The following is a 15,376-nucleotide window of genomic DNA, read 5'->3' on the forward strand; positions in this document are numbered from 1 at the left end:
GAACCGGGCAGGTCCGTCGTGCTCATGTGCCCCCACATGCGCGATCGGAAGAAACAACAGCACTGCACCGCCATGCGTGCTGATGCCGGGGCGGTTGTCGGTCCGCCGTCGGACCGAGCATTCCCCATCGACGGCGTGGATGTTAGCGGACGATCGGCCAGGTCTCGACTCCTCGCCGACCCGGGTGACCTGGGCGTCGTCACGCTGTGTTCCGTCCTGTGCGCCTGCCGTGGGCACCGGGGGTTTTACCAGGAATGCCTGGTCAGAGCTGTATAGATGAACGTGGAAAGCAGGCCTGAGCATAATGCCCGCTTCGTCGGAACTTGCGGCTGGATAACGAATCTCGCGATTCCACACCGGATCCGACACATGCAGTCGTTCTTACCTCACGCAAAGAGACAATGGAGAGATCATGAGTGGCCCTCATCTATACCCAGGGTGATGGTTGTCGCAGGGCAATGACCTGGGCAACCCCGCCCGATCGGGTGATTTCCCGGCGCCGATCATTCTTTGTTGCCGCAAGCCCTCAGCGTTGCTGACAAATCACCCGATCGGCGCACCACTACGGCGAAGCAGCCGCGCTCGTCGACCGCAGCACCGCCCGTGAGGGGTGCGCGGACAGTCGTTCGGCGTGCACGACGGCGGAGTCGGCGGGCACGGCACCCAGGCCCTCAAGGTGGTGCAGCATCGGTTCGAGCTTCTCGTAGAGCACCAGGATCACGTCCCCCGCCACGGCCAGCCGCAGCGCCGCCTCGACCCCCGCCTGGTAGCCCGGAGCCCGGACGGCCTGGATCAGCGGCCGGCGCCCGCGCATCTCACGTTCCACCAAGGCGGACACCTCCCCCGGGGCCCGGCCTCTCGGATCCTCGTCGTCGTAGAGCACCGCCCGGGTTACCCCGTCCGCCAGCACCTGCGCCGAAGCGGCCAGCAGGTCGTCGCGGCGGTCGCCGGGCAGGGTCACCGCGGCCACGCAACGCTGCGGGCCCCAGAGCCGGTGCAGGGTCCGCAGGACGGTCGCGATCGCCGCCGGGTTGTGCGCGTAGTCGACGAACAGGGTCACGTCGCCGAGACGCAGCAGCGTGGCCCGGCCCGGGTTGTCCACCCGCGGCTCGAAGGCGGCCAGCCGCTCGGCCACCACGTCCAGCGCGGCGCCGAGGGCCCGGGCGGCGGCGGCCGCGGCGAGGGCGTTGACGGCCGCGTACGGCGCCGCTCCCCCGAACGAGCCGGGCACGTCCGCGACGCGCAGCAACGGGGTGCGCCGGCCGCCGTTGGCCTGCACCAGCCAGCCGTCCTGCAGCACGTACGCCGTACCGCCCCGGCCCAGGTGCTCGGCCAGCACCGGCTGCCGGCTGTCGGTGCCGAACCACACGAGACGCTTGCGGTCGGCGCGGACCCGGGGGCGCTCGGCGATGCTGCGTACCCACGGGTCGTCGGCGTTGAGCACCAGCGTGCCGCCGTCGCGGACCCGCTCGGCGATCAGCGCCTTGACGTGGGCCAGGTCCTCGATCGACTCGAGCCCGTCCTGGCCCAGGTGGTCGGCGGTGATGTTGGTGAGCACACCGACGTCGGTCCAGTCGTACCCCAGCCCCCGCCGCAGCGTGCCGCCCCGCGCGGTCTCCAGGACCGCCGCCTGGACCCCCGGGTCGCCCAGCACCATCTGCGCCGAGCGTGGCCCGGTGGAGTCGCCCAGGCGCACCACCCGGCCGTCGATCGCCACCCCGTCGGTGCTGGCCACACCCACCCGCAGACCGGTGCCGGCCAGCACGTGGGCCACCAGCCGGGTGACGGTGGTCTTGCCGTTGGTCCCGGTCACGGCCACGGTCGGGATGCGCCCGTCGGACCCGCCGGGGAACATGGCCCGCACGATCGCGTCGCCGACGTCGCGGGAACGCCCGCGCACGGGCGCGAGATGCATGCGCAGCCCCGGTACGGCGTTGACCTCGATCACCCCGGCGCCGAGCTGCTCGGGATCACCGGTCGGCGGCAGCGGCGCGGCGATGTCGGCCAGCCGCAGGTCGATACCCGCGATGTCCAGCCCGACCAGGGCGGCGACGCGCAGGCAGAGCCGGGTCACGTCCGGGTGCGCCCGGTCGGTGACGTCGCTGCCGGTGCCGCCGGTGGACAGGTTGGCGTTCTCCCGCAGCCACACCTGACGACCGGCCGCGGGCACGGTGTCCGGTGTGCAGCCCTGCCGGTCCAGCGCGGCCAGTGCGTTGGCGTCCAGCTGGATGCGGGTCAGCACCTGGGCGTGCCCGGCACCGCGGCGCGGATCGGCGTTGGTCTGGGCGACCAGCCGGGCGACCGTGCTCTCACCGTCGCCGACCACGTGCGCCGCGACCCGCTCGGCGACGGCCACCACCTCACCCGCGACCACCAGGACGCGGTAGTCGCGGCCGGCGAACTGCCGCTCGACCACCACATCACCACCCGCGGCCGTGTACGCCCGCTCGACATCCCCGGGTGTTCGCAGGTTCAGCTCGACGTGCTCGCCCTGGCGGCCCTGCCGCGGCTTGACCACGACCGGCGCGCCCAGCACGTCGAGCAGATGCACCGCTTCGGCGACCGTACGGGCGGCGCCGCCGGGTGCGACCGGCACCCCGGCGTCCTCGAGCAACCGCCGGGTGACCTGCTTGTCCGCGGCGATGTCGACACCGACGCCGCTGGTCCGGTCGGTCATCGCGGCCCAGGCGAGCCGCCGGCGGGTCCCCCAGCCCAGGCGCAGCAGGCTGAGATCGGCGTAGCGCTCGACCGGGATGCCCCGGCGCCGGGCCGCGGCGATGATCGACCTGGTGCTCGGGCCGGTGGCCTCGCGCTCGGCCAGCGCGGTCAGGGCGGTGAGGCGTTCGGCGAGGTCGGCGGCGGGCACGGACTCGCCGCCGGCGACCGCGGCGACCAGTTCCGCGGCGGTCTCCAGCAGCTCGGCCGGCAGCGTGGAGTCCGGCGACTCGTCGACCGGGCACTCGATGATCAGGTCGTAGAGCCCGGGCTCGCCGGCCGAGACGGTCCGGCCGAAGCTGACGTCGCGGCCGATCCGCTGGGACAGCTCGATGCTGACGTGCTCGGTGACGTGGCCGAAGTAGGTGCCGCCGCGCATCCGGCTGACGAACCCGCCGGGCGAGCCGGCCGCGCAGTGGTGCTCGGCCAGGCCCGGCAGGGCGCGCAGGATCCGTTCGGTGAACCCCGCGACGTCGCTGGTCTCGCGGCCGGTGAGCGCGTCGAGGTGCAGCCGGGCCACGATCGCGGGCCGGGACAGGTGGACGTTGGGTCCGCGCAGCCGGCGGATGCTGAGGATCTTCATGCGGCCAGTTCCCGTTCCCCGGCGGCCCCGTCGACGATCGTGGGGCGGCGGCCGGACAGTTCGAACCTGCACCCGGCAGGCAGCACGTGCACCCGCGCCCCGGTGAGCGCGATCGGCCCGTCGAGCGGCACCCGGATGTCCGCGGCGGCGCCCGCGTCGACGACCGTGACCGTGCCGGTCCCGAGCACCTCGAAGCTGTCGCCCTCGGCCAGGATCGCGGTGTCCTCGTCGATGCCCAGGCCGAGCTCGTGCGGGTAGAGGGCGACCGCGCTGAGCAGCCGGTTGAGCCGGCCGCGCTCGGCGAAGTGCATGTCGATGAGCACGCCGGGCAGGAACTCCAGCCCGGGTCCGGTGCGCACGCTGGCCCGGGTGACCCCGGGACCGTCACCGCCGAGGATCATGGTGCCGGACATCATCGCGGCGCCGGCGCTGGTGCCGCCGAGCACGATCGTGCCGGTCTGCACCAGCCGCTGCAGCGCCGAGTCGGCCAGCGTGCCGCCCAGGACGGTGGTGATCCGCAGCTGGTCCCCGCCGGTGAAGAAGACCCCGGTGGCGGTCGCGAGCGCCTTCACCACGGCGGGCTCGTTGGCCTGGGCCCGGTTGTCCAGGCGCAGCGCCCGGACCCGGCCCGCGCCGAGGCGGGTGAACAGGGTGGCGTACTCAGCCTCCAGGACGGCGGGTTCCGCGCTGGCCGTGGCGATGACGATCAGCTCGGCGGCGTGGCCCCCGGCCAGCTCCACGAAGCGGCGCAGGATCGCGGTGCCGCCCGGACCGTAGCGTTCGGCGCCACCGATGACGAGCAGCCGGGAGTGACCGGAACGATCGTGTGCCACGCCGTGCCTCCTGAACGGCCGCGCCCGACGTCCGGCGGCCTGTTCTGAGGCTAATCGGAACAATACCGAAACAACGGGCTAATCCGGTGAGTCGGCGGGCAGCAGATGGGACACGACCGGCGGCCCGTCGGCCAGGGCCCACGCCTGCTGCTCCTGCTGCTCGTCGCTGCCGGTGAGCCGGCCCTCGTGCTGGCGCAGATGTTCCTCCCACGTGGGCACCAGGTAGACCTCGACGAACTCGTCCGTCTGCTCACCGGGACGGAACAGTCCCCACCGGGTGGCCCCGGTCCGCTGCCGGGAACGCCGGACCGCCTGCATCGCGGCGACGAAGGCCGCCCGGTTCGCCGCCGGGACCCGGTAGGTCGCCGTGACCAGCACCGGCCCCTCGTCCAGGTGCGGCTCGAGCATCAGGTGCGGCTCGGCCCAGTAGACCGCCGGGCTGCGGTCGCCCTCCTGGTGGTGCAGCGGCAGCCGGCGCACGGTCACGGTGCCGAGCAGCATGAGCGTGGCCGCGGCCAGAAAGGCGGCACGCAGCCCGTACGCCTGCGTCACCTGCCCCCACAGCAGCGCACCGATCGCCTGGCCACCGGCGAAGACGACCTGGTAGACCGCGAAGCCGCGGGCGCGTACCCAGTTCGGCAGGAAGAGCTGCAGGCTCGCGTTCATCCGTGACACCTGGATCATCCAGGCCAGCCCCGCGGCGACCAGGACCGGCACCACGACGGCGGTGACGGCCACGGAGGCGACCACGAGCAGGGCGAGACCGTAGACCGTGCCGGAGAGCACCAGCAGCCGGTTGGCCGGGACGTGCTCGCGGACCCGGGGCATCAGCAGCGCGCCGAGGACCGCGCCCACGCCGAGGGCGGCGAGCAGGATGCCGTACCCGCCGGGGCCCATGGCGAGCTCCTGCTCGGCGACCAGCGGCAGCAGGCCCCAGACGATGCTGCCGGGCAGGACGAACAGCATCACGCGGAGCAGGATCCGGCGGACCACCGGCGAGTAGCGCACGTACCGGCCGCCGGCCCGCAGCGCCGGGCCGAACCGCTCGGCGTGTGCAGTCCCGCTCTCCGGCGGCCTGCGCCAGCGCAGCAGCGCCCCGGCGAAGATCACGAACGACAGCGCGTTGAGGCCGAAGACCGCGGCCACGCCCACGTGCGCGACCAGCAGCCCGGCCACCGCCGGTCCGGCCGAGCGGGCCAGGTTGGTGTTGACCGCGCCGAGCGCGGACGCCGAGGCGAGCTCGTCGCGCGGCACCACCTCGGGGATGACCGCCTGCCAGGTCGGCAGGGTCAGCGCCTGGCCGACGCCGAGCAGGAAAGTGAAGATCAACAGCAGCGGCGGCGGCATCCGGTCCAGCACGGTGAGCACGGTCAGCGTCCCGGCCACGGCGAACAACCCCACCTGTACGGCGAGCAGCAACCGCCGGCGATCGAACGTGTCGGCCAGCGTGCCGGACGGCAGAGCGAGCAGCAGGACGGGCAGCATCGTCGCGGTCTGCACCAGGCTGACGTAGGTGGCCGCGTCCGGCTCGTGCACCAGCTGCCACTGGGCCCCGACGGTCTGCATCCAGGTGCCGACGTTGCTGGCCAGCACCCCGATCCACAGCCCGCGGAAGATCTTGTCGCGCAGCGGGGCCCACGCCGATGTCTCCCCTGCTGATGCTTGCGCCGGCGCCACGGCCAGGCAGCTTAGCTGCGGCGCCTGGCTCCCGGTCCGGGGCGGGGCGCGACCTCGCGGGGGTCGTCGATCCGGTGACCGTGCGCGCAGTGCAGCTCGCTGTGGACGCGCGCGCCGCAGTCGCGATGGGCCATCTCCAGCGGCGGACCCTGCGCGTCGGCGAGGTAGCGGTCGCCCCACTCCATCACCGCGGTGAGCACCGGGTAGAGGTCGAGCCCCTTGGCGGTGAGCCGGTACTCGTGGCGGACCCGCGCGCCGGGCTCCCGGTACGGCTCGCGGTGCAGCACGCCGTGCTCGACCAGCGAGGCCAGCCGGTTGGTGAGAACCTGGCGCGGGATGCCGGTGCGCTCGCGCATGTCGGCGAAGCGGCGCACGCCGGTGAACACCTCCCGCAGCACCACCACGGTCCACTTCTCGCCGAGGATGCCCATCGCACGGCCGATGGTGCAGGCGTCGACGGACCAGTCGAGGGCGGCCGGGCGCGCGAGGGTGGGCTGCATGACACCGAGGCTAGGTCTGTTTGACAGACACAGCAAGCGGGTGCCAATCTGCGTCCATGACGCAGACCCAGGACGGGACCCGCACGCGCACGTACTCCTGGACCGATCCGGCCCTGCACGCCGCCGTGCTGGGCACGACGAGCGGCCTGGACCTGATGCGCAGGATGGTGGCCGGCGAACTCCCGCCCCCGCCGATCATGAACCTGATCGACATCTCCGGCATGGAGGTCGAGGAAGGCAGCGTCACGTTCTACCTGGAGCCGCAGGAGTTCCACTACAACCCGCTCGGCACGATGCACGGCGGCGTGTTCTCCACGTTGCTGGACAGCGCCGCCGCGTGCTCGCTGCACTCGACGCTGCCGGCCGGGGTCGCCTACACCTCACTCGACCTGAACGTGAAGTTCCTGCGCCCGGTGACCGTCGATTCCGGGCGGCTCACCTGCAGGGGCAGCGTCCTGCAGAAGGGCCGCCGGACCGCACTCACCGAGGCCCGGCTGACCGACACCGCGGGACGCCTCGTCGCTCACGCCACCTCCAGCTGCATGATCTTCGAAGCGCCCCGCCCTTGATCACCCACCACCCCTGATCAGACCGCCAGCAGCCGGCGGACCGACTCGTCGCCGAGCTCGCCGGCCGGGCCCGCCCGCACGACCTCGCCCGCGTCCAGGATCACGAACCGGTCGGCCAGCCGCAGGGCCAGCTCCAGATACTGCTCGACCAGCAGGATCGTCAGCCCGGCGGCGTGCAGCTGCCGGATCGCCTCCTCGATCTCGCGCACGATCGAGGGCTGGATGCCCTCGGTCGGCTCGTCCAGCAGCAGCATCCGCGGCTCGGTGACCAGCGCCCGGGCGATCGCGAGCTGCTGCTGCTGGCCACCGGAGAGGAATCCCGCCCGCCGCTTGAGCAGCCCACGCAGCGCCGGGAACAGGTCGAACGCCTCGTCCACCACTCCCGCCCGGCGGTTGCCCGCGGTCTCCCGCGCCACCTGCAGGTTCTCCGCGACGGTCAGCTGCGGGAACGTCTCGTGGCCCTGCGGCACGTAGCCGAGCCCGAGCCGGACCCGCTCGTGCACCTTGAGCCGGGTCAGCTCCCGGCCGTCGAAGCCGACGGTGCCCGAGCGGGCCGGTAGCACCCCCATGATCGCCTTCAGCAGGGTGGTCTTGCCGACGCCGTTACGGCCCATCAGGCACACCAGCGATCCGGCCGGCGCGGTCAGCGAGACCCCGAAGAGCACCTGCGCCCGGCCGTACGACACCTGCAGGTCCCGGACCTCCAGCACGTCAGGCCACCTCCTTGTCGAGCTCGTCGCGGGACCGTCCGAGGTAGACCTCCTGCACGCGCGGGTCGGCCTGCACCTCGGCGACCGTGCCCTCGCACAGCAGCCGGCCCTCGTGCAGCACCGTCACCGTGCTGGCGAAGCGGCGCAGGAAATCCATGTCGTGCTCGACCACCAGGACCGTGTGGTCGCGGGCCACCGACTGCAGCAGCTCGCCCGTACGCTCGCGCTCGGTGCGGCTCATCCCCGCGACCGGCTCGTCCAGCAGCAGCAGCCGGGGCCGCTGCACGACGAGCATGCCGATCTCGAGCCACTGCCGCTGACCGTGCGAGAGCACGCCGGCCGGGCGGTCCGCCAGGGCGCCCAGCCCGATGGTGTCCAGCGCCGAGGCGACGTCGTCCGAGACGCCGTGCCGGCGGCGCAGCAGGGCCGGCAGCCGGCGCCGGAAACCCGCCGCCAGGTCGAGGTTGTCGACGACGCTGAGCTCCTCGAACACCACGGACGTCTGGAAGGTACGGCCGACGCCCGCGCGGACGACCTGATACTCCCGGCGGCCCACCAGTTCCTGCCCGGCGAAGCTGACCGAGCCGCTCGCCGGTCTGGTCAGCCCGGTGATGACGTCGATCAGGGTGGTCTTGCCGGCGCCGTTGGGCCCGATGAGGAACCGCAGCTCACCGGCATCGAGGGCGAAGTCCAGGTCGGTGATCGCGTGGAAGCCGGAGAAGACGACGTTCAGGCCGCGTACCTGGAGGAGCTTGCTCATGCCCGTGCCTCCTCGAGGACGGTCGGGGCCGGCGCCGCCGGACGGCGCCGGGCCGCGACCAGGTCGCGCAGCTGACCGGCCAGGCCGGCCAGGCCGCGGGGGGCCCAGAGCATGACCGCCACGAAGAGCGCACCCTGCACGTAGAGCCAGCTGTCCGGCCATTGCTCGCTGAAGATGGTCTTGGCGTAGTGGAACAGCAGTGCGCCGCCGACCGCGCCGGCGAGCGAATACCGCCCGCCGATGGCCACCCCGATGAGCAGCTCCAGCGACGCGACCACGCCCAGGTTGGCCGGCGTGAGCAGGCCGACCACCGGGACGAAGAGCGCACCGGCGATGCCGGCCAGCCCGGCCGAGAAGGCGAAGGCGAAGGTCTTGACCAGCGCCGGGTCATAGCCGAGGAAGCGCACCCGGTCCTCACCGTCGCGGATGGCCACCAGCAGCTGCCCGTAGCGGCTGCGGGCCAGCTGCCGTACGACCAGATAGGACAGTCCCAGTACGACCACGATGGCGAAGTAGAGGATTCGGCGGTCGGCGTCGTCGTAGAGGTCCAGGCCGAAGAAGAGCTGGAAGTTGGTCAGGCCGTTGGTGCCGCCGGTCAGGCCCTGCTGACCGACGAGCAGGATGACGAACGCTGCGGCCAGCGCCTGCGAGAGCACCGCGAAGTACGCGCCCCGCACCCGTTGCCGGAAGACCAGCAGTCCCAGCAGCAGCGCGACCGTCACCGGCAGCACGACCACCATCACGAGGGCGAAGACCGGATCGGCGAACGGCTTCCAGAGCAACGGCAACCGCTCGACGCCGCTCCACGACATGAAGTCGGGCAGCTGCCCCGGCCCGGCCTCGACCAGCTTGAGGTGCATGCCCATGGCGTATCCGCCGAGCCCGAAGAACACCCCCTGGCCCAGCGTCAGCATGCCGCCGCGGCCCCAGGCCAGCGCGATACCGAGGGCGACGATCGCATAGCAGAGGTACTTGGCCAGCAGGTCCAGCCGGAACGGGCTGAACACCAGCGGCGCGGCGAGCAGCAACACCGCGATCAGAGCGAAGGCGATCCGGTTTCTCATGTCAGCGCCCTCGATCGCAGGACGAACATGCCCTGGGGCCGGAACTGCAGGAACGCGATGATCACGGCGAACACCACCACCTTGGCGAAGCTGGCCCCGTTGGCCGTCCAGAACTCGACGAAGCTGTTCAGCACCCCGAGCGCGAACGCCGCGATCACCGCACCGCGCAGCTGACCCAGCCCGCCGGCCACCACGACCAGGAACGCGTCCACGATGTACCCGCTGCCCAGCGTCGGGCCGACCGGACCGATCAGGGTCAGCGCGACGCCGGCCACCCCGGCCAGCCCGGAGCCGATGAAGAAGGTGGCCTGGTCGACCCGCCCGGTCGCGACCCCGCTCACCGCGGCCAGCTGCCGGTTCTGCATCACGGCCCGCATCCGCCGGCCCTGCCGCAGCTTGCTCAGGTACAGCGAGATCGCCGCCACGCAGCCGACCGCCAGCACCAGGATGAACACCCGGTTGTAGGGGATCCGCACGCCCACGTCGATCCCGCCGGTCAGCCAGCCCGGCGCGGTCACCTGCACGTTCGGCGCCCCGAAGACGTCCCGGGCGACCTGCTGCAGGATCAGGCTGATGCCCCAGGTGAGCAGCAGCGTGTCCAGCGGGCGGCCGTAGAAGCGCCGGATGAACAACCGTTCCAGGATCAGCCCGAGCACCCCGCCGACGGCGAAGGCGACGGGCAGCGCCACCAGCACCGCCTGCTCGCCGACCAGCGGCTGCAGGACGTACGCGGTGTACGCACCGGCCATGATGAACTCGCCGTGCGCCATGTTGATGACGCCCATCTGGCCGAACGTGAAGGTCAGGCCCAGCGAGGCGAGCAGCAGCACCGCGCCGATGCTCGCCCCGATGACCAACTGGTTCAGGGTTCCCATGGCCCGCTCAGGACGCCAGTCCGGCGGCCCACGGGTAGCCCTTGAGGTACGGATCCGGCTTCACGGGCGCCCCGGAGTTCCACACCTCCTTGATCTGGCCGTCCGGCTGGATCAGGCCGATCCGGGCGGTCTTGTAGACGTGCTGGGTCTCGCCGTCGATGGTCACCTTGCCCTCGGGCAGGTCCAGGGAGATCCCGCCGGCCGCCTTCTTGACCGCCTCGACGTCGGTGCTGCCCGCCTTGGTGGCCGCCGCGGCCCAGAGCTTCACCGCGTTGTAGCCGGCCTCCATCGGGTCGGAGGTCACCTTGGCCGCGCCGTACTTGGCCTTGTACTTCTTGACGAACTCGGTGTTGGTGGCGCCCTCGGTGGTCTGGTAGTAGTTCCAGGCCACCAGGTGACCGGCGATGTTGGCCGGGCCGATCCCGCCGACCTCCTCCTCGGCCACGCTGACGCTGACCGTCGGCATGGTCTTGTCGGTGAGCCCGGCGCTGCGCAGCTGCTTGAAGAAGGCGACGTTGCTGTCGCCGTTGAGGGTGTTGAAGACGACGTCGGGCTTGGCCTGGCCGAGCTTGTTGACGATCGTGGAGTATTCGGTGGTGCCCAGCGGGGTGTACTCCTCACCGGCGACCGTCATGCCGTTGGCCGCCGCGTACGCCTTGATGATCTTGTTGGCGGTGCGCGGGAAGACGTAGTCGCTGCCGACCAGGAACACCGACTTCTTGCCCTGCTGCTTGAGGTAGTCCAGGGCGGGCACGATCTGCTGGTTGGTGGTGGCCCCGGTGTAGAAGATGTACGGCGAGCTCTCCAGCCCCTCGTACTGTACCGGATACCAGAGCAGCGCCTTGTTGCGCTCGAAGACCGGCAGCATCGCCTTGCGGCTGGCCGAGGTCCAGCCGCCGAAGGTGGTCGCCACCTTGTCCTCGTTGATCAGCTTCTGGGCCTTCTCGGCGAACGTCGGCCAGTCCGAGGCACCGTCCTCGACGACGGGTTCGAGCTTCTTGCCGAGTACGCCGCCGGCCGCGTTCACCTCCTCGATGGCCAGCAGCTCGGAGTCGCGGACCGTCACTTCACTGATGGCCATCGTGCCGCTGAGGGAGTGCAGGATGCCGACCTTGATGGTGTCGCCGGAGGAACTACCGCTCGCCGCCGGATCGTCGGCGCAGCCGGCCACTGCCAGAGTCGTGGAGAGGAAAAGGATGGAGAGAGTCTTGGTCCACTTCGTAGCTGCCATGGGGACTTGTCCCTTCGCCCGCGGAGGGTGGTGCCCCGAAAGCTAGGAACCGCTCGTTTCACGCAACGTATTGACACATGTCGAATAAGTTAACGCGACCTCACAGGCCACATAGGATCTCCGGCGCTAGGCTGGCCCGGTGCTCAGCGCAATCCTGGTACCCGGCGGCACCGGCATCGTCCAGACCACCCTGCTGGACCTCGGCTGGGAGGCGCTGACCGACCGGCAGGCCCTCATCGAGCAGGTCACCTGGACGGTGCCCGAGGGACTGATGGAGGTCGGGCCGGAGCCGTTCGTCCGCGCCTGCGTCGCCGCGGCGCTGCACCGGCTGATCCAGCGCGACCCCGACGCCCGGCCGGTGCTGATCGCCAAGTCGCTGGGCACCCACGCCGCGACCCTGGCCGCCGACCTGGAACTACCGGCGATCTGGCTGACCCCGCTGCTGACCATCCCGCCCGTCGTGGACGCGATCACCCGCAACCCGGCGCCGCAGCTGCTCATCGGCGGCACCGCCGACCCGTGGTGGGTCCCGGACGCAGCCCGCTCGACCGGCAAGCAGGTGCTGACCGTCCGGGACGCCGACCACTCCCTGCGCGCGCCCGGGACCCTGCGGGATTTCACCGAGACGCTGGGCGTCATCGGCACCGCGATCGAGGACTTCCTGGACGCGCGCTGACGCCGGGTCTCGCCCCGGGCGGGCTCAGCTGCCGGAGACCACCGGAGTCAGATCCCCGGCCGTCGGCTGCCACGTCGACGCGTCGGCCTCGACCTGGTCACCCGAGCGGATGTCCTTGATCGTGTCCGCCGCACCGTCGGCACCGGGGAACCAGACGTACGGGATCCCGCGCCGCTCGGCGAAACGGATCTGCTTGCCGAACTTGGCCGCCGACGGCGCCACCTCGGTGCTGATCCCCCGGCTGCGCAGCGACCGGGCGATCCGGTCGCAGGCCGGGCGCAGCTCCTCGGCCGGCAGCGCGACCACGACGCAGGTCGGCACCGACCGCGAGACGCCCAGCGCGTTCTGGCCGAAGAGCAGCCCCAGCATCCGTGAGACGCCGATCGAGATGCCGACCCCCGGGAAACGCTCGTTGCCCGCGGTCGCCAGATTCTCGTAGCGGCCGCCGGAGCAGATCGAGCCGAACCGCTCGTACCCCTGCAGCTGCGTCTCGTAGACCGTGCCCGTGTAGTAGTCCAGGCCGCGGGCGATCTTGAGCTCCGCCCGGATCAGGCCCGGCGCGTGCTCCACACCGGCCTCGACCACCCGGACCAGCTCCTCAAGACCCTCGTCGAGCAGCGGGTTGTCGACACCGAGGGCCCGGACCGCGTCCACGAAGGAGGCGTCCGCGGTCGAGATCGAGGCCAGCTCCAGGCAGGCCCTCGCCTGGGCGTCGGTGGCCCCGGCCGTCTCGACCAGCAGCGCCGCCACCTTCTCCGGGCCGATCTTGTCGAGCTTGTCGACCGTGCGCAGCACCTGATCCGGGTCGTCCAGGCCCAGGCCCCGGTAGAAGCCCTCGCAGACCTTGCGGTTGTTGACCAGGATCGTGGCCGGCGGGATCGGCAGCGACGCGAACGCGTCCCCGATCACCAGCGGCATCTCGGTGTCGTAGTGGAACGGAAGATCGTCGCGGTCGACCACGTCGATGTCGGCCTGCAGGAACTCCCGGTAGCGGCCCTCCTGCGGGCGCTCACCGCGCCACACCTTCTGGATCTGGTAGCGGCGGAACGGGAACTGCAGCTTGCCGCTGTTCTCCAGCACGAAGCGGGCGAACGGCACGGTCAGGTCGAAGTGCAGGCCGAGGGAGTCGGCGGACTGGGCACCCGGCTCCTCCTGCAGGCGGCGCAGGACGTACACCTCCTTGGAGGTCTCCCCCTTGCGCAGCAACTGGTCCAGGGGCTCGACGGCGCGGGTCTCCAGCGGCGCGAAGCCGTAGAGCTCGAAGGTCGCGCGGATCCGCTCGACGATGTTCTGCTCGATCATCCGCTGTGCGGGCAGCCACTCCGGGAAGCCGGAGATGGGCGTGGGCTTGCTCATGGTGCTGTTCTCCTAGCGAGAAGTCTCAGAGGCCCCGGCCGGGCGCGGCGGTCAGCTCCCGCAGGTACGGGTTTGCCACGCGCTCGCGGCCGATGGTGGTTTCCGGTCCGTGGCCGGGGAGCACGACGGTGTCGTCGGCCAGCGGCAGGATCTTGTCCCGCAAGCTGGTCAGCATCGTCTCCGTGCTGCCGCCCGGCAGGTCGGTGCGGCCGATCGAACCGGCGAAGAGCACGTCACCGGAGAGGCAGACCTGGTCCGCCTCCCACTGCGAGCTCGCGCCGGGCAGCCGGAAGAGCACCGACCCGCCGGTATGGCCCGGGGCGTGGTCGACGGTGATCTCCAGCCCGGCCAGGCTCAGCGTCGCGCCGTCGGTCAGCTCCGCGACGTCGTCGGGCTCGGTGTACGACAGCCGGCCGCCGAACAGCGCGGTCAGATCCACGCTGAGGCCCTTGGCCGGGTCGGCCAGCATCTCCCGGTCGGCGGGGTGCACGTACGCCGTGATGCCGCGCGCGCCGCACACCGGCGCGACGGAGAACGTGTGGTCCAGGTGGCCGTGGGTCAGCAGCACCGCGGCCGGGTGCAGCCGGTGCTGCGCCAGCACCTCGTCGAGGCGGTCGAGCACGCCGATGCCCGGATCGACCACCAGGCACTGCTCACCCGGGCCGGCGGCCACGACGTAGCAGTTGGTGCCGAAGGCGTCGGCCGGAAAGCCGGTGACGAGCACTGGGCACCCCTCTCTCGCGGTCGGTTCAGCGGTTCCAGCCTAGCGGGACACACCGTACGCACCGTGACGGAACCTCGCACACCACATTCCCAGCGGTTACCCGTACACTCTTGCGGGCGTGTGGCGTGGCGCACTGGACAAGAGTTTAAGGAAGGGGAGCACTCGGTGGCTTCCAGCAGGGACCGGGCGCGGAAACTGGCGCGGGAGAAGCTCGATCGGCAGCTCGCACGCCGTGCGGGCAGGCAGCGCCGGCGGCGGCAGATCCAGGCCGGACTCGGTGCGGCACTGGCGCTCGTCCTGATCGTGGGCGGAGTGGCGTGGCTCGGCGGCGCCTTCGACGACGACCCGGTCGACCCGACCGCTTCCGAGGTGTGCGCGTGGACGCCGCAGAACGCCGAGTCGAACCCCGACCTCAAGGACGTCGGGGAACCGCCGACGAGCGGCATCCCCACCGCGGGCACCCGGCCGATGACGATCACGACCGACCAGGGCGCCCCGATCGTCGTGACGCTCGACCTGGCCGCCGCGCCGTGCACCAGCGCCAGCCTGAGCCACCTGGCGGGCAAGCAGTTCTTCGACAACACCACCTGCCACGAGATCACCACCGAGGGCGCGATCCACTGCGGTGACCCCAAGGGCACCGGGCAGGGCGGCCCGACGTACACGGTCTACAACGAGAACACCCCGCTGGCCCCGACGCCCGCGCCCAGCGCCTCGGCCGCGGCCACGCCGCAGGAACCGCTCTACCCCAAGGGCACCGTGGCGATGATCGGCAACCCGCCGGGCGCCAACGGCAGCCAGTTCCTGATCTTCTTCAAGGATTTCACCCCGAAGACGGAACCGCAGTATCCGATCGTCGGAAAGGTCACCGGCGGCCTGGACACCGTCGCCAAGATCGGCAAGATCGCCACCGTGGCCAACAGCGCCGGTGACAAGGTCACGCCGAAGGACAAGATCACCGTGCAGAGCATCACCGTCGGCGAGCCCAGCGCAGAGCCCGCCGACACCGTCCCGTCGGCCGCCCCCTCGGCGTCCAGTCAGTCCTGAGCTTTCCGGACCACAATCGTCGGAACATATCCCCTCACCGCACCGAGGCATACAGG

Annotated in this window: 14 protein-coding genes; 3 read left to right on the forward strand and 11 right to left on the reverse strand. The window is 71.4% G+C overall.

Going from position 1 to position 15,376, the window contains the following annotated elements; all coding sequences use genetic code 11:
* Positions 1–562 precede the first annotated feature (562 nt).
* The 4 genes from cphA to Aau02nite_RS22995 all read right to left on the reverse strand — a co-directional run bounded on the left by cphA (position 563) and on the right by Aau02nite_RS22995 (position 6,308).
* Positions 563–3,298: a cyanophycin synthetase gene (gene cphA / locus Aau02nite_RS22980; RefSeq protein ID WP_212990612.1), complete on the reverse strand. Its 2,736-nt coding sequence runs from the start codon at positions 3,296–3,298 to the stop codon at positions 563–565.
* Positions 3,295–4,131, reverse strand: coding sequence for a cyanophycinase (locus Aau02nite_RS22985; protein ID WP_212990613.1), 837 nt, complete (start codon positions 4,129–4,131; stop codon positions 3,295–3,297). The genes cphA and Aau02nite_RS22985 overlap by 4 nt, the downstream gene beginning before the upstream one ends.
* Before the next feature lie 78 nt (positions 4,132–4,209).
* The gene (locus Aau02nite_RS22990) at positions 4,210–5,808 is read right to left on the reverse strand and encodes an MFS transporter (RefSeq protein WP_212990614.1); all 1,599 of its coding nucleotides are present in this window, start codon (positions 5,806–5,808) and stop codon (positions 4,210–4,212) included.
* 11 nt (positions 5,809–5,819) lie between these two features.
* The gene (locus tag Aau02nite_RS22995; protein ID WP_212990615.1) at positions 5,820–6,308 is read right to left on the reverse strand and encodes a winged helix-turn-helix transcriptional regulator; all 489 of its coding nucleotides are present in this window, start codon (positions 6,306–6,308) and stop codon (positions 5,820–5,822) included.
* A 56-nt stretch (positions 6,309–6,364) separates the two neighbouring features.
* Between Aau02nite_RS22995 and Aau02nite_RS23000 the strand changes: the two genes are divergently transcribed.
* Positions 6,365–6,877: a PaaI family thioesterase gene (locus tag Aau02nite_RS23000; protein WP_212990616.1), complete on the forward strand. Its 513-nt coding sequence runs from the start codon at positions 6,365–6,367 to the stop codon at positions 6,875–6,877.
* Between the two features lie 17 nt (positions 6,878–6,894).
* On the opposite strand, the gene urtE is transcribed toward Aau02nite_RS23000, so the two are convergent.
* From urtE to urtA, 5 genes are read right to left on the reverse strand one after another with little or no spacing between them, the layout of a single operon-like run.
* Positions 6,895–7,587, reverse strand: coding sequence for an urea ABC transporter ATP-binding subunit UrtE (gene urtE / locus Aau02nite_RS23005; RefSeq protein ID WP_212990617.1), 693 nt, complete (start codon positions 7,585–7,587; stop codon positions 6,895–6,897).
* A gap of 1 nt (position 7,588) precedes the next feature.
* Positions 7,589–8,347, reverse strand: a complete 759-nt coding sequence (urtD, locus tag Aau02nite_RS23010) for an urea ABC transporter ATP-binding protein UrtD (protein ID WP_212990618.1) — start codon at positions 8,345–8,347, stop codon at positions 7,589–7,591.
* A complete protein-coding gene (gene urtC / locus Aau02nite_RS23015) occupies positions 8,344–9,411 on the reverse strand; it encodes an urea ABC transporter permease subunit UrtC (protein WP_212990619.1) in 1,068 nt (355 codons plus the stop codon). The genes urtD and urtC overlap by 4 nt, the downstream gene beginning before the upstream one ends.
* The gene (gene urtB / locus Aau02nite_RS23020; RefSeq protein WP_212990620.1) at positions 9,408–10,286 is read right to left on the reverse strand and encodes an urea ABC transporter permease subunit UrtB; all 879 of its coding nucleotides are present in this window, start codon (positions 10,284–10,286) and stop codon (positions 9,408–9,410) included. Before urtB ends, urtC begins: the two co-directional genes overlap by 4 nt.
* A gap of 7 nt (positions 10,287–10,293) precedes the next feature.
* On the reverse strand, positions 10,294–11,517 hold the full coding sequence (urtA, locus tag Aau02nite_RS23025) for an urea ABC transporter substrate-binding protein (protein WP_212990621.1): 1,224 nt from the start codon (positions 11,515–11,517) through the stop codon (positions 10,294–10,296).
* 139 nt (positions 11,518–11,656) lie between these two features.
* Between urtA and Aau02nite_RS23030 the strand changes: the two genes are divergently transcribed.
* The gene (locus tag Aau02nite_RS23030; RefSeq protein ID WP_212990622.1) at positions 11,657–12,193 is read left to right on the forward strand and encodes an alpha/beta hydrolase; all 537 of its coding nucleotides are present in this window, start codon (positions 11,657–11,659) and stop codon (positions 12,191–12,193) included.
* Between the two features lie 24 nt (positions 12,194–12,217).
* On the opposite strand, the gene hisS is transcribed toward Aau02nite_RS23030, so the two are convergent.
* Both hisS and Aau02nite_RS23040 read right to left on the reverse strand, forming a co-directional pair.
* Positions 12,218–13,549, reverse strand: a complete 1,332-nt coding sequence (hisS, locus tag Aau02nite_RS23035; protein WP_212990623.1) for a histidine--tRNA ligase — start codon at positions 13,547–13,549, stop codon at positions 12,218–12,220.
* A gap of 25 nt (positions 13,550–13,574) precedes the next feature.
* On the reverse strand, positions 13,575–14,273 hold the full coding sequence (locus Aau02nite_RS23040) for an MBL fold metallo-hydrolase (RefSeq protein WP_212990624.1): 699 nt from the start codon (positions 14,271–14,273) through the stop codon (positions 13,575–13,577).
* A gap of 165 nt (positions 14,274–14,438) precedes the next feature.
* Between Aau02nite_RS23040 and Aau02nite_RS23045 the strand changes: the two genes are divergently transcribed.
* Complete coding sequence (locus tag Aau02nite_RS23045; RefSeq protein WP_212990625.1) at positions 14,439–15,320, forward strand: peptidylprolyl isomerase; 882 nt, start codon at positions 14,439–14,441, stop codon at positions 15,318–15,320.
* Positions 15,321–15,376: the final 56 nt, after the last annotated feature.

The organism is Actinoplanes auranticolor (assembly GCF_018332655.1).
Classification (GTDB): domain Bacteria; phylum Actinomycetota; class Actinomycetes; order Mycobacteriales; family Micromonosporaceae; genus Actinoplanes; species Actinoplanes auranticolor.

What these genes read in the sequence shown, in the direction of transcription:
- cphA (WP_212990612.1), bottom strand. Translation starts at nt 3,298, where the DNA reads ATGAAGATCCTCAGCATCCGCCGGCTGCGCGGACCCAACGTCCACCTG.
- Aau02nite_RS22995 (WP_212990615.1), bottom strand. Translation starts at nt 6,308, where the DNA reads ATGCAGCCCACCCTCGCGCGCCCGGCCGCCCTCGACTGGTCCGTCGAC.
- Aau02nite_RS23000 (WP_212990616.1), top strand. Translation starts at nt 6,365, where the DNA reads ATGACGCAGACCCAGGACGGGACCCGCACGCGCACGTACTCCTGGACC.
- urtD (WP_212990618.1), bottom strand. Translation starts at nt 8,347, where the DNA reads ATGAGCAAGCTCCTCCAGGTACGCGGCCTGAACGTCGTCTTCTCCGGC.
- urtC (WP_212990619.1), bottom strand. Translation starts at nt 9,411, where the DNA reads ATGAGAAACCGGATCGCCTTCGCTCTGATCGCGGTGTTGCTGCTCGCC.
- urtB (WP_212990620.1), bottom strand. Translation starts at nt 10,286, where the DNA reads ATGGGAACCCTGAACCAGTTGGTCATCGGGGCGAGCATCGGCGCGGTG.
- urtA (WP_212990621.1), bottom strand. Translation starts at nt 11,517, where the DNA reads ATGGCAGCTACGAAGTGGACCAAGACTCTCTCCATCCTTTTCCTCTCC.
- hisS (WP_212990623.1), bottom strand. Translation starts at nt 13,549, where the DNA reads ATGAGCAAGCCCACGCCCATCTCCGGCTTCCCGGAGTGGCTGCCCGCA.